This is a genomic window from Myxococcota bacterium, from assembly GCA_035498015.1.
In the GTDB taxonomy this organism is placed as follows: domain Bacteria; phylum Myxococcota_A; class UBA9160; order SZUA-336; family SZUA-336; genus VGRW01.
In genome coordinates, this window is the sequence record DATKAO010000211.1 from 1 (window position 1) to 20,223 (window position 20,223).

Genomic DNA, 20,223 nt, shown 5'->3' on the forward strand with positions numbered 1-20,223 from the left:
GGACGGCCCGTCGGCGGGAGTCACCATGGTCGTGTCACTGGCGAGCCTGCTCACCGGCAAGCCGGTGCGGGACGACGTCGCGATGACCGGCGAGATCACCCTGCGCGGCCAGGTGCTGCCCGTGGGCGGCATCAAGGGCAAGGTGCTCGCGGCGCACCGCGCCGGCATCAAGGAGCTGATCCTGCCCAAGCGCAACGCCAAGGACCTGGAAGAGGTGCCGGCCGAGGTGCTGTCGGCCTTCAAGATCCACCTGGTCGACCAGTCGATCGAGGCGGTCCGCGAAGCGATCCCCGGCATTGGCTGACGGCGTCGCGCTGCTGCGCCTCGGCCGCTCCGACCGCGCCGCGGCGCGCGCGCGGCTGCGCGAGCTCGCGCCCGAGGAGATCGCGTCGCTCTGCCAGGAGCTGCGCCCCGAGGCGCGCAACGAGTTCCTCGACCTGGTCGAGCGCCCGGAGCAGGTGGTGCCGCTCCTGCCCGAGGCGGAGCTCGTGCACACCGTGCGCGCGGGCGGCATGACCGAGGCCGCCTGGCTGCTCGAGCTGGCGACCCCGGAGCAGCGCGTCGCGTGCTTCGATCTGGACTGCTGGAACGGCAATACGTTGGCCGTGCCGCGCGTGCAGGAGTGGCTCGACGCGCTGATCGAGGCCGGCCGGCCCACGCTGGTGAAGGCGCTGAACGAGATCGACCTCGAGCTCCTGATCCTGGCGCTGCGCGCCGAGGCCCGGATCGCCGTCGTCGGCAAGGAAGACGTACCGCCCGACGGCTGGTTCACGCCCGACGGCGTGGTGTATTTCGGCGTCCCCAGCGACCAGAGCCCGGAGCGCGTGCACGAGATCGCGCAGTCACTGGCCGGGGAGTCACCGGCGCTCTACTGGCGCATGGTCTACGGTGCGCTGTTCGAGAGCCCGGCGGAATGCGAGGAGGAGGCGCTGCACTGGCGCAGCGTGCGGCTCTCCGACCTGGGCTTCCCGGACCGCGAGCAGGCCATGCGCGTGTACCGGCCGCTCGCGCCCGAGCGAGTCACCGACTGGACGCCGCCCGCCGAGTCGTCGGAGCTGGTCGCGGCCATCTCGCTCCCGCGCCAGCTGCGCGGGTCACTGCTGGGCGAGGCGCTGTCCAAGCTGCCGGAGCACCAGGCCGCCGACGTGCTCGGCTACGTGCTGGGCGTGGCCAACTCACTCGCCGTGGCCGACGGCCTCTCGCTGTCCGAGCCCGATTCCGTGCCGCGCGCGCTGGAGAAGGCCGTGCGCGGCATCGATGCCGGGCTGCGCGAGCTGGCGCGCGCGCGCAGCCAGCCGCCGGAACGCATCCTCGAGCGCACGACGCCGCTCGACCTGTTCCGCGTGGCCGCGACGGCCGATCCGAGCTTGCGCACCCGCGCGAACCCCCCGGAGGAATCCGATGACCCCGAGCCCGAGCCCGAGCCCGACGACGAGTGACTGGCGGCTCGCACCGCACTGGCAGGCGGCGCTGATCCTGGCCTTCGGCGCCGCGACGGCGGGCTTCGTGCTCTTGTTCGGCGGCGAGGCCAGGCCGCTGGTCGACGTGTTGTTGATGTCGGCCTCGCTCGGGGCGCTGGTCACGTCGGGTCTCTGGCTGTGGCTCCTGGCCGCGCGCCGCAGCCGCAACTGGGGCATCGCGTTCGCGGTCACCCTCTGGGTGCCCTACGTGAACTTCGTGGTCGCGAGCATCTTCGCGCGCCGCTATTGGCACGAGGGCGCGCGCGCGCCGGCGCTGCTGGCGCTCGCGGCCATGGCGGGCCAGACACTCGCCACGCTGCGCATGTTCGCGCCGGATCTCACGGTGCCGGTCTGAGCTCCCGCCCCAGCACACCGAACAGGTTGACCAGGATCCGATAGGTGAGGCCCCAGACCGTGAAGCGGTCGTAACGCACGGCCGGAAACACCACGCGCGTCGACTCGCGCGTGATCTCGTAGTCGATCGCGGCGTCCGGGTGCACGAGCCAGGGTACGGGGATCCAGACCGTCGACTGCACCTCGCGGTTCGGGGTGAGTCGGGGCCGCGCGTCCACCTGGTACACGAAGGGCGAAACGACGAGCGACCCGGCCCGGGTGTTGGCGAAGTCGTCGAGCCGCGCGATCGGCGAGCCGAGCTCGAGCCCGACCTCCTCGCGCGTCTCGCGCATCGACGTCGCTGCGAGGTTCGGGTCGCCGCGGTCGCGGCGCCCGCCCGGGAAGGCCATGTGACCCGACCACGGGTCGCCCTCCTTTAGCGCGCGCTCGATGAACAACAGCTCGGCTCCGCCCGACGGCGTGGCCAGGAAGACCAGCGCGACCGCGGCCAGCGAGTGGTCGCCGGCAGGCGCCGGCGCGAGCACGGGCCGGTGCGCGGCCAGCTTCGCGCGGATCTCGGCCATCTCGGGCCCGTCTGCCATCGGGGGCAATCGTAACCGAGCGGGCTATGCTGCCGCGCCGTGAGCTACGTCCTGGTCACCAACGACGACGGCGTCGATTCGCCGGCGCTCCTGCCGCTGGTCCACGCGCTGCGCGCGCAGGCCGAGGTGCGGGTGGCGGTGCCGTCCACCGAGCGCAGCTGGATCGGCAAGGCGATCTCGCGCTGGGACGAGCTCGCGGTGAAGCGCGTCGTGCGCGACGGGATCGAGATCCTGACCGTCGACGGCTATCCCGCCGACTGCACGAACCTCGCGGTCCACTCACTCTTCGGCGAACGGCCGGAGCTCGTGGTCTCGGGCGTGAACGTGGGCCTGAACGTCGGATTGGGATTCTTTCTCTCGAGCGGCACGATCGGCGCCGCCATGGAGGGCTGGATCGCGGGCGTTCCCGCGATCGCGCTCTCGGTCGGCCGCGTCGGCGAGGACCGCGCGTGGAAACGCGAGGCGGTGGCGAATGCCGAGCACCCGGTCTGGAAGCGCGCCGCGAGCGTGGGCGCCGAGGTGGTGCGCGACGTGCGCGAGGTCGGCTGGCCCGACGGCGTCGACCTGATCTCGGTCAACTACCCGGGCGACGCCGACGTCGACACGCCGCGCGTGCTCACTGAACTCGCAGTCATCGGCTACGACCGATTGTTCCGGCGAAAGGGAGACGGCGTCTTCGTGCACGACTTCGACGGCGCGTTGCGCGACGTGGACTCGGTTCCGGCGCAGAGCGACATCTCCGTCGTGCGCAGCGGCCGGGTGTCCATCACCCCGATCCGCCTCGCGCACACCGCACAAATTTCAAAGTCGCTGCGCGCGCGACTCGAGCGCGCGTGAGCCGGCGCACATTGTCGCGCGCTCACGCGAAGAGTCGTTGACACTTGCGCCTGACTCGAATAACTAGCGACTGGAGGAGCGTCGCACCGAGGGCCACGGAGCACAGTTCCCCGGGGGGTCGTCACGGACGCACGCCGCATCGCCTTCATCAACGAAAAAGGCGGAAGCTGCAAGACGACCCTCGCCTCGAACATCGGCGACTATCTCGCACGCGAGCGGGGCAAGCGGGTGCTGCTGGTCGACCTGGATCCCCAGGGGCAGCTCGGCAAGGTGCTCGGGGTCGACGTCGGGGCCGCGCGCCGCACCGCGCTCGACCTCTTGCTCGACACGCTGCTCGGTGAGTCGTCGCGCCCCGCCCTGCCGATCCAGCGCGCCCGCCACCCCTACCTGGACATCGTGCCGTCGAACAAGTCACTGGCGCTGTTCGCCTCCGAGGTGGCGGGCCAGGGCGGCGACGAGCACTACTGCCTGCGCAGGGCGCTCGAGCGGGTGGCGAACTACGACTTCATCCTGTTCGACGCACCGCCTTCCTTTGGCGCGATCACGCTGAACGTGCTCCTGGCGGCCCACGAGATCGTGCTGCCGGTGCCGCTCACCTACCTGGCGCTCGACGGCGCCGCCGAGATGACGCGCACGGTCGAGATGGTGCGCACGCGTTTCGCGCATCCGGGGCTCGAGATCTCGCTCGTGGTGCCGACCTTCGCGCGCAACACGCGCATGGCGGGCGAGATCCTCGACAAGCTGCGCTTGCATTTCCCGAAACAGCTTTCGCAGACGGTGCTGGGCTACTCGGTGCTGATCGATGAGGCGCAGAGCCGCGCAAAGACCATCTTCGAGTACGCGCCGCGCTCGACGGCCGCGCGCTGGCTGGCCGCGGTCGCCGACGAGCTGATGGCGCGCGAGCCGCAGCAGCGCTCCGGCGGGGTGCGGCGATGAGTCACGAGGAGCTCCACGGCGCGGTCGGGCCGTCGCTCGGCTCCGATCCGTTCTCGCAGGGCGACGGCACGCTGCCCTACCTGATCCGCCTGCGCGAGCGCAACGTGCGCAAGGTCGCCAAGGGCGCGCCGGCCGGCGCGCGCGCCGAGGCGCCGCACGAGGCGGCCGAGGTGCCCGACCTCGGCCCGCCGGTGCCCGAGATTCCGAGCTTCGAGGACCGCGACGAGTCGGCCGGCGCGCTCGACCGGCTGGCGGGTCTGCTGCTGCAGCCCGACGACGAGGAGCGCCTGGCCCAGCTGCAGGCCTCGCTCGGCGGCCGCGCCTACGACGACTTCGGGCTCTCGCCGCGCGTCGCGCGCCGCGCGCTGGCGTTCTTCAAGCTGCTCTACAAATACTGGTTCCGGGTCGAGAGCTCGGGCCACGAGCACATTCCCGAGAAGGAAGGCGCGATCCTGGCCGCGAACCACGGGGGGCTCCTGCCCTTCGACGCCACCATGATCGTGGTCGACTGCCTGGTGGCCTCGAAGCCCTCGCGGCTGGTGCGCACCGTGGTCGACCGCTGGGCCGGGTCACTCCCGTTCGTGAACGTCTTCTACGCGCGCGTGGGCCAAGTCGTGGGCAGCCGCGACAACGTGCGCGAGCTGCTGCGCTTGAAGCAGCTCGTCATGATCTTCCCCGAGGGCATGGCGGGCATCAAGAAGCGCGCCGCCGAGCGCTACGTGCTGCAGCCGTTCCACCTGGGGTTCATCGAGGAGTCACTGCGCCATCGCGTGCCGATCATCCCGGCGGCGGTGGTCGGCGCCGACGACCAGGCGCCGGTGCTCTGGGACCTGCAGCCGCTGGCGAAGCTGCTCGGCCTGCCCTTCTTCCCGATCACGCCGACCTTCCCCCTGTTCGGCCTGCTCGGCCTGCTCCCGTATCCCGTGCGCTACGAGATCGCCTATGGCGAGCCCTTCCGTTTCTACGAGGAGTTCCCGCCCGAGGCGCTCGAGGATCCGCATTCCGTCCGCTACATGGCGGAGCGGGTGCGCCGGCGCATCCAGGAGATGGTCGACCAGCGGGTTCTGGACCGGCGCGCCAAGAGGCGGTGATGCGGCGCGTGCTGCTGACTCACGCGGAGTCACCCGTCGGCAAGCGGGTGGTGAAGGCGCTGTTCCACGACCCCGACGTGGCGCTCGCGCTGGCGCTGGGCACCCAGCCCGAGCCGACCTATCTCGCCCCGTACAAGGGCAAGGTCGCCTACCAGCGGCTCGATCTGGCCAAGGCGCGCCACCTGCAGAGCTTCCTGCACTCCGAGCGCTTCGCGCGCATGCGGCCAGACTCGGTGATCCACCTGCCGTTCGCGGGCGAGCGCGCGGGCGAGCGCACGCCGGGCGGCGTGCACTCACTGGTGTCCGAGACGCGGCGGCTGGTCGAGGAGTGCGTGGAGAAGCCGGGCATCGAGCGCTTCGTGTATCTCTCCTCGGCCTTCGTCTACGACGCGGAGCCGGGCAACGGCAACGTGGTCTCGGAAGGCACGCTGCTCGGCTTCGACGGCGAGGGCGACTCGCTCGTGCGCGCCTGGATCGACGCCGACCTCGTGTGTCAGGGCGAGCTGCACGGCAGCGCGCTGTGCATGACCATCCTGCGCGCCGCCACGATCGTGACCGAAGCCGGCGACTTCCTGAACTCGCCGCCGCTCACCCGGCACGACTTCCCCGTGGGCTACGACCCGATGCTCTCGGTGGTCTCCGAGCGCGACGTCGCCCGAGCGCTGGTGCTCGCGCTGCACGCCGACAAGCCCGGCATCTACAACATCGCCGGCCGGGAGGTCTTTCCGCGCTCGCAGCTGCGCGTCCCCGAGGGACGCCTCGCCGGCGTGCGGGGACTCCTGGAGCAGCTCATGGGCGGCGGCCGTCGCGCCAGCTTCGACCGCTTCGGAATCGTCCCGTCGTCGCGTCTCGCGCACGAAGCTCTGGGCTTCGAGCCGCAGTACCGGATCGAGGTTCGGGGGCGGCGCATTGATACCGTAAGAGCGAGATAGGAGCGCGGTTGCGCGCCGCGCTCCGGGCTAAAACCCTCGGTCGCTGTGCTCGAAGACTCGCAACGCTCCCTCTGGGTTTTGCCCCGGACGCGGGCGCGAATCGGATCGGTCCCGAGTCACAACTAGAATTGAGATCGCGTCGACCCTGGCAGTCACTTCAACCATGCAGTCCGCGCCCGATGGCACAGCGAACGCGGACCGCATGGTCGAACTGGCGATCGCGTCGACGCGATCTCAATCTTTAGTTGTGGGTCGGGTCGCTTGGTTCGCCCGACGGGCTGCGCGGAACCCAGAGGGAGCGTCTGCAGGGTACTCCCGAAGCAGCGACCGGCGGGTTCTGCGCGGCCCGGCGAGGCGCAGAGGCCTCCAGTCCTATCTGCGTGAGTCGAGCTCAGCGCGGATCAAGGCGTAGCCTTCCGCGTCGAGGCGGAAGCGGAGGAACAGGGCCGCGCCGATCGTGTAACAGGCCAGGGGGAACAGGCCGTACAGGGCGAGGATGGTGAATTTCACTCCGGGGCTCTGGTCGGCGTTCGGCACGAAGCCGGAGAAGCTCAGGACCATGCCCGTGAGCAGCAGAGTGAGTCCGTTCGCCCACTTGAACACGAAGTTCCAGGCCGCGAAGTAGGCGCCTTCCTTGCGTTCGCCGGTGGCGTGCTCGTCCCAGTCGATCACGTCGGCCTGGATCGACGGAGCGAGCATGTTGCCGCAGCTCGCGGCGGTGCCGGCCAGGAAGGCCAGCGCGTTCAGCAAGAGCAGGCTGCCCTCCTTCAGGAAGATCATCGCGCCGAAGGAGACCGCGGTGAGCAGCATCGAGCCGAGCCAGAGTGACTTCTTTCCGAAGCGCCTTGACATGGGCAGCCACACCGGCACGAAGACCACGTTCGCGACCATGTAGAGGCCGATCGCGGGCGGCCCGGCTTCGGGGCGCCTCACGACGTACTCGGCCACGTAGGGAGTCAGTACGCCGATCGTCGCGGCGCCCAGGCTCTCGATGCCGAACACGAACAAGAGCAGGCGCGCGTGCGGGTTCCGGAGCACGTCGCGGAAGGCGCGGTAGGGGTGCTCGGCGCCGCGGCCCTGGAACTCGGGGCGCTCGCGCAGCCGCACGAAGGTCCACAGGGTCCCGAGCGCGGCCGCCAGCGCCGCACCCACCGAGAGCCAGTAGATCGTGTGGTGCACGTCGGTCGACGATTGCAGCGCCGAGAGACCCGCCACGCACGCGAAGGAGCCGATCGTGGTCACCACGTGTCTCGCGCCGAAGATGCGCGAGCGGTCGTGGTAGTTGTCGGTGAGCTCCGCGCCGAGCGCGGTGTGCGGAATCACGAGCACGCTCATGCTGGTGTAGAAGGCGACGACCATCGCGGCCATCCAGAGCGCCATGAGGGTCGGGCCGAGGTCGCGCGGCGGCGTCCAGAGCCACACGAAGGTCAGCGCGAGCGGCAGCACCGAAGCCAGCAGCCAGGGCCGGCGCCGGCCGAGCCGGAGCTTCGTGCGATCGGAGAGGAAGCCGACCACCGGGTCGACCGTCGCATCCCAGATCGTGCGCCCGAAGAACAGGATCCCGCCCATGACCGCGGCCGGAATGCCCAGCACGTCGGTGCCGAACTTCATCAGCTGGATCGCGATCAAAAGGAACATGAAGCCGAGCCCGAACCAGGGCGCGACGTAGTCGAAGATCGTCACCCAGCGCAGCGGGGGCGTGCCCGCGCGCGGGACGGCGGCGACTTCGGGCGCGAGGGCGCGGCGCGTGCTCTCGGCGGTGGTCACGTTCCCGAGGCTACCACGCCCGGAACCAGCCCAGCTCGGAGCCTCCCCGCCACAGATAGAACAGCGAGAGGGCGACCACGATCCGGCCCGTCCAGCGCCGGAAGACCACGTCGCTCAGTGACTCGAGCATGCGCCCGCCCAGGCGCGTGCCCGCGAACGCGCACGCCACCAGCGTGGGATAGAGCCAATACGGGACGTTCATCTCCAGCGCCGGGCCGCGCACCAGCCAGGCGAAGTACACGATCTTCAGCACGTGTCCGACGGCCTGCGTGAAGGCCTTGGTGGCGATGATCTCGAAGCGGTCGAGCTCGGTGCGCACGAAGAACACGTCGAGCGTCGGGCCGGAGACTCCCGCCAAGAGGCTCGCGGCGGTGCACAGTGCGCCGCACGCCAGCGCGCCGCGCGCGTGCGCGAAGTTCGGCGCGAGGCGCGTGGGCAGCGCCGAGAGCGCGAGCGGGATCGCCCCCAGCAGCACGAACATCACCGGCCGTGCGACCACGAGTGAAAGCCAGGTGAAGAATGCCAGTGACGCGAGTGAGCCCGCCGCGTACCACCACAGACCCGGCGTGAAGATACGGCCGCGCAGCAGGAACGCGCGGAAGCCGTTCGCGAACAGCTGAGTGACTCCGTGCAGCACCATCGCGACCTGCACGGGCAGGCTCGCAGCGTAGATGCCCATCAGGATCATGCCGCCGGCCATACCGAACACGGCCGAGACGATCGACGTGACGAACGCCGCGGCGGCGACCAGGAACGGGAAGCCGTCCACCCGCGCGACTCAGTCGCGCAGATCGGGGCCTTGGGCGTCGTCTTCCTCGGGCTCGTCGTCCGCGGGCTCGTCGTCGAGCGGCACGTCGTCGGAGTCCGCTGCGGCCTCGCCGTCGAGCTCGTCGACCTTGCCCAGGTCGTCGAGCGCGAGCGGCTCGCCGGGCTCGGGTGACTCCTCGAACGCCAGCTCGACCGGCGCATCGGGCGGGCCGAGCAGCTCCACGCGCGGGCCCTCGGAGAGGATCTGGTACTGCTCCGGGTGGTAGCCGGGCATGGCCTCCACGACCACCTCGCGCCCGACGCGCGCGCCGATCTTCGCCAGCCCCTCGGCGCCCACGCCGAGCAGGATCTCGGTCACCGCCGGGTGCGCCTGGATGCGCAGCGTGGCGCCGTGCAGGTAGCTCGCCGCCTTGGGCAGGTCGCGGAAGATCCGGTTCGAGATCGTCGCCGGCGACTGCAGGTAGCCCTTGCCCTCGCAGGTTGCGCAGGGCTTGCACAGCTGCTGCTCGAGTGACTCGCGCGTGCGCTTGCGCGTCATCTCCACGAGCCCCAGCTCGGAGATCTTCAGGATGTTGACCTTGGCCTTGTCCTCGCGCAGCGCCTCGGACAGCGCGCGGTACACCTTCTCGCGGTTCCCGGCGCTCTCCATGTCGATCAGGTCCAGGATGATGAGCCCGCCGAGGTTGCGGAAGCGCAGCTGGTGCACGATCTCGCGCACCGCCTCGAGGTTGGTCTTGAGGATGGTGTCTTCGAGGTTGCGCCCCCGGCCGCCGGTGTAGCGGCCGGTGTTCACGTCGACGGCGGTCAGCGCCTCGCCCTGGTCGAAAATCAGGTACCCGCCCGACTTCAGCCAGACCTTGCGGCCGAGACCCTCTTCGATCTCGTTCTCGATCTTGAGCGCGTCGAACATCGGCCGGCGGTGGTTGTAGTAGGTGATGCGCGGCCGCGGCGAGGCCATGAAGCGCTGCACGAAGGCCTGCATCTCCGCATAGGCGTCGGGATCGTCCACGACGATCATCTTGGTCTCGTGCGAGGCCATGTCGCGCAGCACGCGCAGGTGAAGCGGCGGCTCCGAGTAGACCAGCGCCGGCACGTCGCGCACCGAGTCGCGCCGCTTCTGGATCTCGGACCAGAGGTCGGTGAGATAGTCGATGTCGGCTTTGATGTCGGCCTCGGACACGCCGTGAGACACGGTGCGCACGATGAAGCCGAGCTCGCGCGGGCGGAGCTTCTCGACCAGCGCGCGCAGCCGCCGGCGCTCGCGGTCGCTCTCGATGCGCCGCGACACGCCCACGCGGTTCACCCAGGGCATCAGCACCAGGTGGCGGCCAGGCAGCGAGATGCGCGACGTGATGCGCGCGCCCTTGGTGCCCAGCGGCTCCTTCGAGACCTGCACGACGACCTCGCGGCCCTCCTGCAGCACGTCCTCGATCTGCGGCGGCGCGCCGCGCCGCCCGCGGCCACGGGAGTGGCCGTTGCCCTCGTCGTCGAGCTCGGCCTCGTCGAGCTCGGAGCGGTAGTCGCCCACGTACAGGAAGCCGGCCCGCTCCAGGCCGATGTCGACGAACGCGGCCTGCATGCCGGGCAGGACGCGAGTGACTCTACCCTTGTAGATGCCCCCGACGACGTCCCGTTCGTTGGCTCGCTCGATGTGGAGCTCGACGATCTTGTCGGACTCGCGCACGGCGACCCGCGTCTCGCGCGGGCCGACGTTCACGAAGAGTTCGTTTCGCATTCAGAATCCCCTCGGGATGCGCTCGCAGGTCCCCTGTCGCGCAGCCAGATGGGTCTGCGGCGGAGCCTGGGCGCACCGCAATAAGCGGTGAAGAAATGGACAGGTGGCTCCAGCGCGAGACGCGACCGCCGCCAAAAACAGCGTGTTCGGTCACCGCGTCCTCCTGGAGCCTGGCCTCCGAGCCCGGGCCTCGTTTTGGACCGCTGGATTTCGGAGGTTTCACCCGGACCGTAAAGCAACCGGCCCAGCCGGTCAATGCACAGCGCCGCCAGGGGAAATGGGGCGAGGCCGGGCGAAGGCGGTCGGATCTAGCTAACGTACCCGGCCATGTTGGACGCGGCCGTCCTCGTGCTGAACCGGTCTTTCTTGCCGATTCACGTCACGTCGGTGCGCCGCGCCTTCGTCTTGCTGTACCAGGGGCTCGCCAAGGCGGTGAACGAGAAGTACGACACGTTCGACTTCGACGCCTGGCGCCGGGAGCAGGTGCGGAGCGACGACACGTCCATCGGGACGGTCGGCGGCCGCATCCGCGTTCCGCGAGTCATTCAGCTCGCGCTCTTCGACCGCGTTCCGCGCAGACACGTGCGCTTCTCGCGCACGAACATCTACGCGCGAGATCGCAATACGTGTCAGTATTGTGGCCGGCGCAAGACACGTGCGGAGCTGAACCTCGATCACGTGATCCCGCGCTCGCAGGGGGGGCGAACGACTTGGGAGAACGTGGTCTGCAGCTGCGTCGAGTGCAATCGGCACAAGGGAGGTCGAACGCCGCGCCAGGCGCGGATGAGACTCTTCCGCGCGCCGCAGCGTCCTCGCTGGACGCCGATCGTGGGCATGGTCCCCCCAGGACAAACTCACCCCGAATGGGGTCCATTCTTGTCGATCCTGGATGCGCCGGACCGGAACACCGAGCTGGCTGAGCACTAGACGCGGAGAGCCCGGTCTCCCAGGACGCGGTGACGACGTCACCGCGACACCACCCAGTGTCGCCCGAATCTGGGCCGTGGGCGGCGGCAAGGGCGGCATCGGCAAGAGCTTCCTGGTCGCGAACCTCGCCACCGTGGCCGCGCGCTCGGGCCGGCGAGTCATTCTGATCGACGCCGACCTCGGCGGCGCCAACCTGCACACCTGTCTCGGCGTGCGCGCGGGCGAACGCATCTCGCTCAGTGACTACTTCGAGGACCGGGTGGTCGATCTCGAGAAGGTCGCGATCGAGACGCCGATCCCCGGGCTGCGGCTGATCTTGGGGGCGCTCGGTCACACGGGCAAGGCCGAGACCACCCAGGAGCAGCGCGCGACGCTCTTGCGCGCGGTGCGCCGGCTGCCGGCGGACCTGGTGATCTTCGACCTCGCGGCCGGCACCGACCGCTCGACCATCGACTTCTTCCTCGAGGCCGACGACGGCTTCGTGGTCACGACGCCCGAGCCGACCGCGATCGAGAACGCCTACGCGTTCCTGCGCGCGGCGTTCTACCGGCGGCTCGCGTCGGCGCTGCAGGAGTCCAACGTGCGCGAGCTGATCCGCGTCGCCATGGACCAGCGCAACGAGCGCGGCATCCGCACGCCCGCAGACCTGCTCGGGGCGGTGGAGCAGATCGACCACGCCGAGGCCGAGCGCTTCCGCCGCGTGCTCGAAGGATTCCGGCCCCACCTCGTGGTGAACCAGGTGCGAGACACCGAAGAAGTGAAGATGGGCTTCTCGATCACCAGCGTGTGCAAGAAGTATTTCGGGATCGACATCGACTACGCGGGCTACATCTGTTTCGACGACAACGTGTGGCGCTCGGTCAAGGACCGCCGGCCGCTGGTGCTCGCCTATCCCACCTCGGACGGCGCGCTCTACGTGCGGCGGATCGTGAAGAAGCTCCTGGGGACCTAGAGCATGCAGCCGCTCGGAGAGCAGACTTACTACGAGTTGCTGGAGGCGCCGGTCGAGGGCTCGCCGCAGCAGATCGAGCGCGCCTACCGGATCGCGCGCGCGACCTACGCGCCCTCGTCGACGGCGGTGTACTCGATCTTCAGCGCCGACGAGTGCGCGGCCATCCTGCGCCGGATCGAAGAGGCCTACGCGGTGCTGTCCGACGCCCGGCTGCGCCGCGAGTACGACGCGCGCTTGCGCCGCAGCGACCTGCGCCCGGGCGTGCCCACCACGTCCGCCCCGCCGGCCGGCGCGGCGCCGGCGCGTGACCCGCGCGAGCGTCCGCCTGCGCCGCCCGTGCGCCCGGCGCCGCCCGACCCCGACGTCGAGGGGTCGCTCGCGCCCGAGAACGGCGTGTTCGACGGCACGGTGCTGCGCCGCATCCGCGTCTCTCTGGGCATCGAGCTCGAGGAGATCGCAGCCACCACCAAGATCAACGAGCTGCACCTGCGCGCGATCGAGGGCAATCACTACGAGCAGCTCCCGCCGCCCGTGTACCTGCGCGGCTTCCTGAAGCAGTTCGCGAAGTGTCTCTCGCTGGATCCGAACCACGTCGCGGACAGCTACACTGGACGCATGCGGGAGAGCTCCGCGAGACGAGGCTGATGGACCCGGTCACCACCCCCGAGCGCGCCCGCCGGCTGGCGCGCGTGCTGGTCTCCGACGTGGCGGCGTACGCGGGCGACCAGGTGCGGATCGGGCTCGAGAAGGACGATCTCTTCGAGCGGCTCGCGCCCGAGATCGCGCGCGCGCGCACCTGGTACCTGCACCACGTCGACCCGTCCGTGGCCGAGCGCGTGCGGCTGTTCGACTTCGCGCTGGTCGACGTGCTGGTGTACCGGAACCGGCGCGTCCAGACCCACATCTGGTGAGGCTCGAGCACCGCGTGCCCGCGGAGCTCGCCGGCCAGAGACTCGACGCGGCGCTGGCGAAGCTCGAGCCCGGTCTCTCGCGCGCGCAGGTGCGGCGCCTGATCGAGCAGGGCGCGGTGACCGTGTCGGGCGCGGTCGTGAAGCCCGCGCACCGGCTGCGCGGCGGCGAGCTCGTCTCGGGCGCCGTGCCCGAGCCCGAGCCCAGCGAAGTCGGGGCCGAGGCGATCCCGCTCGCGATCCTCTACCAGGACGCCGACCTGGCGCTGATCGACAAGCCGGCCGGCCTGGTCGTCCACCCCGCGCCGGGTCACTCGGGCGGAACGCTGGTGAACGCGCTCCTGCACCACCTCACGGACCTGTCCGGCGTGGGCGGCGAGCTGCGGCCCGGCATCGTGCACCGGCTCGACAAGGACACGTCCGGCGTGCTGGTGGTCGCGAAGAACGACGCGGCGCATCGCGCGCTCGCCGCGCAGTTCAAGCTGCACTCGGTGCTGCGCGAGTATCTCGCGCTGGTGCGCGGCGCGCCGCGCGCCGCGCGGGGGCGCATCGAGGCGGCGATCGGCCGCCACCCCAAAGACCGAAAGCGCATGAGCACCGTGACCCGGCGCGGGCGCGCGGCCGTGACTCACTACGAGGTCGTGGAGCGCCTGCGCGGCGCGTCGCTCCTGCGGCTGCGGCTCGAGACCGGCCGCACGCACCAGGTGCGCGTGCACCTGGCGTCGATCGGCGTGTCGATCCTGGGCGATCCGGTCTACGGCGGCGGCCGCGCGCAGGGCGCGGAGCTCGGGCTCACGCGCCAGGCGCTGCACGCGGCCGTGCTGGGCTTCAGCCACCCGCGCAGCGGCGCCGCGCTGCGCTTCGAATCGCCGCTGCCGGAAGACATGAGGCGCGCGCTCGAGGCGCTGCGTGAGTGAGTCGCCGTTCCTGCGCGCGCCGGGGCTCGCGGCGCTGGGCGTCGAGCACGGCTTCGGCATGCGCGGCTCGGCCGAAGCCGCGCCGTCCGGCCTGGCGCTGGCCAAGCAAGTGCACGGAGTCACGCTGGTGCGCGCGCCGTTTACGGGCAGACCCGAGGCCGACGCCGTGTGGAGCGCCGAGCCCGGCGCTGCCGTGGGCGTGGTCACGGCCGACTGCGTGCCGATCCTGCTCGCGTGCCGGGACGGCCGCGCCGTGTGCGCCGTGCACGCCGGCTGGCGCGGCACCGCCGCGCGCATCGCGGCGCTCGCCGTGCGCGCCTTCGCGCGTGCGACGGGCGCGCCAGCCCGAGAGCTGGTCGCCGCGATCGGCCCCCACATCGGCCCCTGCTGCTACGAGGTCGACGCGCCGGTGCTCGCCGCCATCCCCGAGCGCAGCGTGTTCCGGGCCGCGCGTCCCGGTCACGCCATGCTCGACCTGTTCGCCGCGAACCGCGCCCAGCTGGTCGGCGCCGGCGTCCCCGCCCGCGCCATCGAGCGGGTCGGCGGCTGCACGGCCTGTGACTCGCTGCGCTACGTGAGCTACCGCCGGGACAAGCAGTCCGGCCGATTGGTCCATTGGGCCCGGGTCAGGCCGCGCTAGCCGCTCAATCTGCGTGCGCGCGATCCCGAAGAGGGACGGGTCTCCCCCGCTCCACTCACTCCCAACCGCATGAAACTCACCGAGCTCAGGAACAAGAGCGCGGGCGACCTCGCCGCGCTCGCGTCCGCGGCGGGCCTCGAAGCCACCGGCGGCATGCGCAAGCAGGACCTGATCTTCGCGCTGCTGCAGCGGCACGAGGAGACGGCCGGCGAGATCGAGGCCTCGGGTGTGCTCGAGCGCATGCCCGACGGCTACGGCTTCCTGCGCTCGGCCGAGGCCAGCTACCTGCCCGGGCCCGACGACGTGTACGTCTCGGCTGCGCAGGTCCGCCGCTTCAACCTGCACACGGGTGACTCGCTCGAGGGCACGGTGCGGCCGCCGCGCGACGGCGAGCGCTATCTCTCGCTGGTGCGCATCGAGCGGCTGAACTTCGCCCCGCCCGAGGAAGCGCGGCGCCGGCTCAGCTTCGACTCACTCACCGCGCTCTACCCCACGGCGCGTTTCAACCTGTCGACCAGCGCGCAGAAGCTCACCACGCGCACCGTCGACCTGATCGCGCCGATCGGCAAGGGCCAGCGCGCGCTGATCGTGTCTCCGCCCAAGGCCGGCAAGACCATGCTCCTGCAGGACCTCGCGAACGCGATCGCGGCGAATCACCCGGAGGCGCTCGTGATCGCGCTGCTGATCGACGAGCGGCCCGAAGAAGTCACCGACTTCCAGCGGCACGTGAAGGCCGAGGTCGTCTCCTCGACCTTCGACGAGCCGCCGGCGCGCCACGTGCAGGTCGCCGACATGGTGATCGAGAAGGCGCGCCGGCTGGTCGAGCACGGCCGCGACGTGGTGATCCTGCTCGACTCGGTGACTCGCCTGGCGCGCGCGCACAACGCGGTCGTGCCGCACTCGGGCAAGGTGCTCAGCGGCGGCGTCGACGCGCACGCGCTGCAGAAGCCCAAGCGCTTCTTCGGAGCGGCGCGCAACATCGAAGAGGGCGGCAGCCTCACGATCATCGGCACGGCGCTGGTCGACACCGGCTCGCGCATGGACGAGGTGATCTTCGAGGAGTTCAAGGGCACCGGAAACTGCGAGATCCACCTGGACCGCAAGCTCGCCGACCGCCGCACCTACCCCGCGATCGACCTGCACAAGAGCTCGACCCGGCGCGAGGAGCTCCTGCTCGACCCCGCCACGACCAACAAGATGTGGGTCCTGCGCAAGCTGCTTTCGCCCATGGCGACGATCGATTCGATGGAGTTCCTGCTCGACAAGCTCAAGGCGACGGCCTCGAACGAGGAGTTCCTGGCCATGATGAACGCCAAGGAGCGTGGGTAGGGTGCCCACGCGACCCTCGGGGAGCGTGGGTAGGGTGCCCACGCGACCATCGGGCAGCGATTGGACAGCCGCGATCTCGGGGCTTATCGTCGCCGCGCCATGAAGCCGGACATCCACCCCGAATACAAGCTGGTGCGCGTCCACTGCGCCTGCGGGAACGAGTTCATCACCCGCTCCACGAACAACTCGATCCGGGTCGAGATCTGCTCGAACTGCCATCCGTTCTTCACCGGCAAGCAGAAACTCGTGGACACGGCCGGCAAGGTGGACCGCTTCCGCCGCCGCTACGAGAAGAAGGGCTGAATCCCCTTCGGCTCACCCCTCACCCCCCGGGTCCCTCGTGGCTAAGCTCACTGGTCCGGGGATCTCCATGTTCGAGCGGATCGCTGAAATCGAGGCGCGCTACCAGGAGCTCGAGGACCGCCTCGGTGAGCCTTCGCTCGCCCGCGATCCGGCGAAGCTGCGCGAGCTGACTCAGGAGCTCGCGGGCCTGCGCGAGCTGGTCAGCACCTACCGCGACTGGAAGCGAGTCAGCGCGGAGCTCGCCGAGAACGAGCAGCTCGCCAGCGACAACGACGCCGACATCCGCGAGCTGGCGAAGCACGAGCTGCCCGAGCTGCGCGCGCGCCGCGACCAGCTCGAGGTCTCGTTGCGCAAGCTCCTCCAGCCACGCGACCCGCGTGACCAGAAGAGCGTGGTCATGGAGATCCGCCCCGGCACGGGCGGCGACGAGGCCGCGCTGTTCGCGGCCGACTTGTTCCGCATGTACACGCGCTACGCGCAGGGCCGGAAGTGGGCGGTCGAGCTCCTGTCACTCACCGAGACCGACGGCGGCGGCGCGAAGGAGGTCGTGGCCAACTTCACCGGCGCAGGGATCTACGGGCGCCTCAAGTACGAGTCCGGGGTCCACCGCGTGCAGCGCGTGCCGGTGACTGAATCACAGGGCCGCATCCACACGTCCACTGCCACGGTGGCGGTGCTTCCCGAGGCCGACGTGGCGGACATCGAGGTCGACGAGAAGGACCTGCGCATCGACCGCTTCCGCTCCAGCGGGCCCGGCGGCCAGAGCGTGAACACCACGGACTCGGCGATCCGCATCACACACATTCCGACCGGGCTCGTCGTTCAGTCCCAGGACGAGAAGTCCCAGCACAAGAACAAGGCGAAGGCGTTGAAAGTCCTGCGCGCGCGGCTGCTCGACCTGGAGCAGACCCGGCTCGACGCCGAGCGCGCCGCCGAGCGCAAGGGCCAGATCGGCAGCGGCGACCGCAGCGAGCGCATCCGCACCTACAACTTCCCGCAGAACCGCGTCACCGATCACCGCGCAGGAGTCACTCTGCACCAGCTCGACCGCGTGATGGAGGGCGAGATCGACGAGCTGATCGACGCCGTCGCCACCCACCTCGAGGCCGAAGCGCTGCGGCAGCAGGAGAGCCTGGCGTGAGCGCGGACTGGACGCTCATGGAGTTCCTGCGCTGGACGGCGGACTTCTTCAAGCAGCACGGCGTGCCGCAGGCGCGGCTCGACGCCGAGGTGCTCTTGGCGCACGTGCTGGGCTGCTCGCGCATGGACCTGTATCTCGCGTTCGACAAGCCGCTGGGCGAGGCGGACCGGGCGCGCTACCGGGAGCTCGTGCGCCGGCGCGCCAAGGAGCGCGTGCCCGTGGCCTATCTCACCGGGCAGCGCGAGTTCTGGTCTCTGCCGTTCCGGGTCACTCCGGACGCGCTGATCCCGCGCCCCGAGACCGAGACCCTGGTGCGCGTCGCGGCCGACCTGAAGCCCGCGCGCGCGCTCGAGATCGGCGTGGGCTCGGGCTGCATCGCGGCTGCGCTCGCGCGCGAGCTGCCGTCGGTCGAGATCGTTGCGTGCGACGTGTCGCTCGCGGCGCTCGCGCTGGCCCGCGAGAACCTCGCGGCGCTGGGGGTGCTCGAGCGCGTGACCCTGATCGAGGCCAGCCAGCTCGGCGCCGTCGCCGGCGGCTTCGATCTCGTGCTCTCGAACCCGCCCTACGTCGCGAGCGGGGAGCTCGCCGGGCTCGCGCCCGAGCTCCATCACGAGCCGCGCGTGGCCCTGGACGGCGGACCGGACGGGCTCGACGTCATTCGCCAGCTCTGCGCAGAGGCGCCCGCGCGCCTGGCCCGGCCGGGCGCGATCGCCTTCGAAGTGGGCGCGGGCCAGGCGCCCGCCGTCGCCGAGCTTCTGCGCGCGACCGGCGCTGCCGAAGTGGAGTCGTTCCTGGACCTGGCCGGCATCGCGCGCGTGGTGCTGGGCCGCTATGCGGAGACCGTCTGAATGGATCAGTTCCGGATCGAAGGAGGCGTGCCGCTCAAGGGCGCGATCGGGGCGAGCGGCTCGAAGAACTCGGTACTCGCGCTCATGGCCGCGGCGCTGCTCAGCGACCGCCCGGTGACCCTCTCGAACACGCCGCACGTGCGCGACCTCGACACCATGCTGAAGATCCTCGACGGCCTGGGCGTGCGGGGCGGCTGGGAGTCGGCCGACACGCTGCGCATCGAGGGCGGCGAGCCGACGCAGATCGAAGCGCCCTACGACCTGGTGCGCACCATGCGCGCCTCGTTCATGGTGCTGGGGCCGCTGCTGGCGCGCTGCGGACACGCGCGCGTGTCACTGCCGGGCGGCTGCGCGATCGGCGCGCGGCCGGTCGACCAGCACTTGAAGGGCATGGCGGCGCTGGGTGCGAAGATCGAGCTCGAAGGCGGCTACGTCGAGGCGCGCGCCAGCCGGCTGCGCGGCGCGCGGGTCACTTTCGACGTGCGCACGGTGAACGGCACGCAGAACGTGCTCATGGCCGCCTGTCTCGCCGATGGCGTGTCCGAGATCGAGAACGCCGCGTGCGAGCCCGAGGTGCAGGAGCTGATCACCGTGCTGCGCGCCATGGGCGCGCGCATCGACCAGGCGAGCTCGGAGCACCTGATCGTGCAGGGCGTGTCGAGTCTCTCGGGCGTGCGCCACACCGTCGCCGGCGACCGCATCGAGGCGGGTACCCTGCTCGCGGCAGGCGCGCTCCTGCCCGGCGGCGACGTGAAGGTCACCGGCATCGTGCCCGAGCACAGCGGCGTGGTGCTCGAGAAGCTGCGCGAGGCGGGGCTCGACGTGGAGGTGGGCAGTGACTGGGCGCGCGTGCGCCGCCACGGGAGCTTCCGCGGCCTGCGCGTGAAGACCGCCCCCTTCCCGGGCTTCCCGACCGACATGCAGGCGCAGATCATGGCGCTCCTGACGCAGGCCGAGGGCGTCTCGGCGATCAGCGAGAACATCTTCGAGAACCGCTACATGCACGTGCCCGAGCTCGTGCGCCTGGGCGCCGACATCGAGATCGAGGGCAAGACCGCGGTGGTGAACGGCCCGTCGCGGCTCTCGGGCGCGCCGGTCATGGCCACCGACCTGCGGGCGAGCGCGTCGCTCGTGCTGGCGGGGCTCGCGGCCTCGGGCGAGACGCGCGTGCGCCGCGTGTACCACATCGACCGCGGCTACGAGCGCATCGAGGAGAAGCTCGCGCGCCTGGGCGGCCGGATCCGGCGCGAAGCGGAGTGAGTCGTGGCCGTCGAGCTCCAGATCGAGCTGCTCGATGCGCGCGCCTCCGACTTCGCGCGCCGCTTCGCGCGGCTCGAGCAACGCCGCTCGTTCGAGCGCGCGAACCTGCAGGAGCAAGTCGGCGCGATCCTCGACGACGTGCGCCGGCGCGGCGACGCGGCCGTGCTCGACGCGATCGAGCGCTTCGACGGCTACCGGCTCGAGCCGGCGCAGCTGAAGGTGACTTCCGCCGAGATCGAGGCCGGCGCGGCGCGCCTCGGCCCTGAAGACGCCGCGGCGCTGGCGTTCGCGGCCGAGCGCATCCGCGAGTTCCACGAGCTGCACGTCCCGCGCAGCTGGGACGAGGCCAAGGTCGGTCAGCGCCTCGGACAGTTCGTGCGGCCGCTCGACGCGGTCGGGCTGTACGTGCCCGGCGGCACCGCGCCGCTGGCGTCGACCACGCTCATGCTCGGCATCCCCGCGGCGGTCGCGGGCGTGCGCGTGCGCGCCATGTCGAGCCCGGGACGCGAGCTGCCGCCCGCCGTGCTCGCGGCCGCG

Annotated in this window: 23 protein-coding genes; 19 read left to right on the forward strand and 4 right to left on the reverse strand. The window is 70.8% G+C overall.

Annotated features, from left to right (window positions below; translation table 11 throughout):
• The 3 genes from VMR86_18550 to VMR86_18560 form a co-directional block, all read left to right on the forward strand.
• The coding region (locus VMR86_18550; GenBank protein ID HTO09057.1) for a S16 family serine protease at positions 1-304 on the forward strand (304 nt) is incomplete at its 5' end.
• Positions 297-1,439, forward strand: coding sequence for a DUF6178 family protein (locus VMR86_18555; protein HTO09058.1), 1,143 nt, complete (start codon positions 297-299; stop codon positions 1,437-1,439). The genes VMR86_18550 and VMR86_18555, both read left to right, overlap by 8 nt.
• Complete coding sequence (locus tag VMR86_18560) at positions 1,402-1,815, forward strand: hypothetical protein (GenBank protein HTO09059.1); 414 nt, start codon at positions 1,402-1,404, stop codon at positions 1,813-1,815. The genes VMR86_18555 and VMR86_18560 overlap by 38 nt, the downstream gene beginning before the upstream one ends.
• On the opposite strand, the gene VMR86_18565 is transcribed toward VMR86_18560, so the two are convergent.
• Positions 1,799-2,395 carry a CoA pyrophosphatase gene (locus VMR86_18565; GenBank protein ID HTO09060.1) on the reverse strand — a complete coding sequence of 199 codons (597 nt, stop codon included), beginning with the start codon at positions 2,393-2,395 and terminating at the stop codon, positions 1,799-1,801. The genes VMR86_18560 and VMR86_18565 overlap by 17 nt on opposite strands.
• Positions 2,396-2,434: 39 nt before the next feature.
• Here VMR86_18565 and surE point away from each other — a divergent pair, with 39 nt between their 5' ends.
• The 4 genes from surE (at position 2,435) to VMR86_18585 (ending at position 6,191) form a co-directional block, all read left to right on the forward strand.
• Positions 2,435-3,232 carry a 5'/3'-nucleotidase SurE gene (surE, locus tag VMR86_18570; protein ID HTO09061.1) on the forward strand — a complete coding sequence of 266 codons (798 nt, stop codon included), beginning with the start codon at positions 2,435-2,437 and terminating at the stop codon, positions 3,230-3,232.
• A 138-nt stretch (positions 3,233-3,370) separates the two neighbouring features.
• Entirely contained in the window at positions 3,371-4,168 is a 798-nt protein-coding gene (locus tag VMR86_18575; GenBank protein ID HTO09062.1) for a ParA family protein, read from the forward strand.
• Entirely contained in the window at positions 4,165-5,259 is a 1,095-nt protein-coding gene (locus VMR86_18580) for a lysophospholipid acyltransferase family protein (protein ID HTO09063.1), read from the forward strand. The genes VMR86_18575 and VMR86_18580 overlap by 4 nt, the downstream gene beginning before the upstream one ends.
• Complete coding sequence (locus tag VMR86_18585) at positions 5,259-6,191, forward strand: NAD-dependent epimerase/dehydratase family protein (protein ID HTO09064.1); 933 nt, start codon at positions 5,259-5,261, stop codon at positions 6,189-6,191. Before VMR86_18580 ends, VMR86_18585 begins: the two co-directional genes overlap by 1 nt.
• A gap of 372 nt (positions 6,192-6,563) precedes the next feature.
• Here VMR86_18585 and VMR86_18590 read toward each other — a convergent pair whose 3' ends face one another.
• Genes VMR86_18590 through VMR86_18600 form a run of 3 tightly spaced genes read right to left on the reverse strand, consistent with a single transcriptional unit; the run spans position 6,564 to position 10,461 of the window.
• The gene (locus VMR86_18590; GenBank protein HTO09065.1) at positions 6,564-7,958 is read right to left on the reverse strand and encodes an MFS transporter; all 1,395 of its coding nucleotides are present in this window, start codon (positions 7,956-7,958) and stop codon (positions 6,564-6,566) included.
• Between the two features lie 10 nt (positions 7,959-7,968).
• Positions 7,969-8,727 (reverse strand): sulfite exporter TauE/SafE family protein, encoded by a 759-nt coding sequence (locus VMR86_18595; protein HTO09066.1) that lies wholly within the window; start codon positions 8,725-8,727, stop codon positions 7,969-7,971.
• A gap of 9 nt (positions 8,728-8,736) precedes the next feature.
• The gene (locus VMR86_18600) at positions 8,737-10,461 is read right to left on the reverse strand and encodes an Rne/Rng family ribonuclease (protein HTO09067.1); all 1,725 of its coding nucleotides are present in this window, start codon (positions 10,459-10,461) and stop codon (positions 8,737-8,739) included.
• 327 nt (positions 10,462-10,788) lie between these two features.
• Here VMR86_18600 and VMR86_18605 point away from each other — a divergent pair, with 327 nt between their 5' ends.
• The 12 genes from VMR86_18605 to VMR86_18660 form a co-directional block, all read left to right on the forward strand.
• Positions 10,789-11,388: an HNH endonuclease gene (locus VMR86_18605; GenBank protein HTO09068.1), complete on the forward strand. Its 600-nt coding sequence runs from the start codon at positions 10,789-10,791 to the stop codon at positions 11,386-11,388.
• Positions 11,351-12,340 (forward strand): P-loop NTPase, encoded by a 990-nt coding sequence (locus tag VMR86_18610; GenBank protein ID HTO09069.1) that lies wholly within the window; start codon positions 11,351-11,353, stop codon positions 12,338-12,340. The genes VMR86_18605 and VMR86_18610 overlap by 38 nt, the downstream gene beginning before the upstream one ends.
• 3 nt (positions 12,341-12,343) lie before the next feature.
• A complete protein-coding gene (locus tag VMR86_18615) occupies positions 12,344-12,985 on the forward strand; it encodes a helix-turn-helix domain-containing protein (protein ID HTO09070.1) in 642 nt (213 codons plus the stop codon).
• On the forward strand, positions 12,985-13,251 hold the full coding sequence (locus tag VMR86_18620) for a hypothetical protein (protein HTO09071.1): 267 nt from the start codon (positions 12,985-12,987) through the stop codon (positions 13,249-13,251). The genes VMR86_18615 and VMR86_18620 overlap by 1 nt, the downstream gene beginning before the upstream one ends.
• Entirely contained in the window at positions 13,248-14,165 is a 918-nt protein-coding gene (locus tag VMR86_18625; protein ID HTO09072.1) for an RluA family pseudouridine synthase, read from the forward strand. The genes VMR86_18620 and VMR86_18625 overlap by 4 nt, the downstream gene beginning before the upstream one ends.
• A complete protein-coding gene (locus VMR86_18630) occupies positions 14,158-14,805 on the forward strand; it encodes a polyphenol oxidase family protein (protein ID HTO09073.1) in 648 nt (215 codons plus the stop codon). The genes VMR86_18625 and VMR86_18630 overlap by 8 nt, the downstream gene beginning before the upstream one ends.
• A gap of 69 nt (positions 14,806-14,874) precedes the next feature.
• Positions 14,875-16,134 carry a transcription termination factor Rho gene (gene rho, locus VMR86_18635; GenBank protein ID HTO09074.1) on the forward strand — a complete coding sequence of 420 codons (1,260 nt, stop codon included), beginning with the start codon at positions 14,875-14,877 and terminating at the stop codon, positions 16,132-16,134.
• 99 nt (positions 16,135-16,233) lie between these two features.
• A complete protein-coding gene (gene rpmE, locus VMR86_18640) occupies positions 16,234-16,437 on the forward strand; it encodes a 50S ribosomal protein L31 (GenBank protein HTO09075.1) in 204 nt (67 codons plus the stop codon).
• A gap of 67 nt (positions 16,438-16,504) precedes the next feature.
• A complete protein-coding gene (gene prfA, locus VMR86_18645; GenBank protein HTO09076.1) occupies positions 16,505-17,578 on the forward strand; it encodes a peptide chain release factor 1 in 1,074 nt (357 codons plus the stop codon).
• A complete protein-coding gene (gene prmC / locus VMR86_18650; GenBank protein HTO09077.1) occupies positions 17,575-18,426 on the forward strand; it encodes a peptide chain release factor N(5)-glutamine methyltransferase in 852 nt (283 codons plus the stop codon). The genes prfA and prmC overlap by 4 nt, the downstream gene beginning before the upstream one ends.
• The gene (gene murA, locus VMR86_18655; protein ID HTO09078.1) at positions 18,427-19,686 is read left to right on the forward strand and encodes a UDP-N-acetylglucosamine 1-carboxyvinyltransferase; all 1,260 of its coding nucleotides are present in this window, start codon (positions 18,427-18,429) and stop codon (positions 19,684-19,686) included. It abuts the gene before it with no gap.
• A gap of 3 nt (positions 19,687-19,689) precedes the next feature.
• The coding region (locus tag VMR86_18660; GenBank protein ID HTO09079.1) for a histidinol dehydrogenase at positions 19,690-20,223 on the forward strand (534 nt) is incomplete at its 3' end.

What these genes read in the sequence shown, in the direction of transcription:
- VMR86_18560 (HTO09059.1), top strand. Translation starts at nt 1,402, where the DNA reads ATGACCCCGAGCCCGAGCCCGAGCCCGACGACGAGTGACTGGCGGCTC.
- VMR86_18565 (HTO09060.1), bottom strand. Translation starts at nt 2,395, where the DNA reads ATGGCAGACGGGCCCGAGATGGCCGAGATCCGCGCGAAGCTGGCCGCG.
- VMR86_18580 (HTO09063.1), top strand. Translation starts at nt 4,165, where the DNA reads ATGAGTCACGAGGAGCTCCACGGCGCGGTCGGGCCGTCGCTCGGCTCC.
- VMR86_18585 (HTO09064.1), top strand. Translation starts at nt 5,259, where the DNA reads ATGCGGCGCGTGCTGCTGACTCACGCGGAGTCACCCGTCGGCAAGCGG.
- VMR86_18600 (HTO09067.1), bottom strand. Translation starts at nt 10,461, where the DNA reads ATGCGAAACGAACTCTTCGTGAACGTCGGCCCGCGCGAGACGCGGGTC.
- VMR86_18605 (HTO09068.1), top strand. Translation starts at nt 10,789, where the DNA reads ATGTTGGACGCGGCCGTCCTCGTGCTGAACCGGTCTTTCTTGCCGATT.
- VMR86_18610 (HTO09069.1), top strand. Translation starts at nt 11,351, where the DNA reads ATGCGCCGGACCGGAACACCGAGCTGGCTGAGCACTAGACGCGGAGAG.
- VMR86_18615 (HTO09070.1), top strand. Translation starts at nt 12,344, where the DNA reads ATGCAGCCGCTCGGAGAGCAGACTTACTACGAGTTGCTGGAGGCGCCG.
- VMR86_18620 (HTO09071.1), top strand. Translation starts at nt 12,985, where the DNA reads ATGGACCCGGTCACCACCCCCGAGCGCGCCCGCCGGCTGGCGCGCGTG.
- rho (HTO09074.1), top strand. Translation starts at nt 14,875, where the DNA reads ATGAAACTCACCGAGCTCAGGAACAAGAGCGCGGGCGACCTCGCCGCG.
- rpmE (HTO09075.1), top strand. Translation starts at nt 16,234, where the DNA reads ATGAAGCCGGACATCCACCCCGAATACAAGCTGGTGCGCGTCCACTGC.
- prfA (HTO09076.1), top strand. Translation starts at nt 16,505, where the DNA reads ATGTTCGAGCGGATCGCTGAAATCGAGGCGCGCTACCAGGAGCTCGAG.
- murA (HTO09078.1), top strand. Translation starts at nt 18,427, where the DNA reads ATGGATCAGTTCCGGATCGAAGGAGGCGTGCCGCTCAAGGGCGCGATC.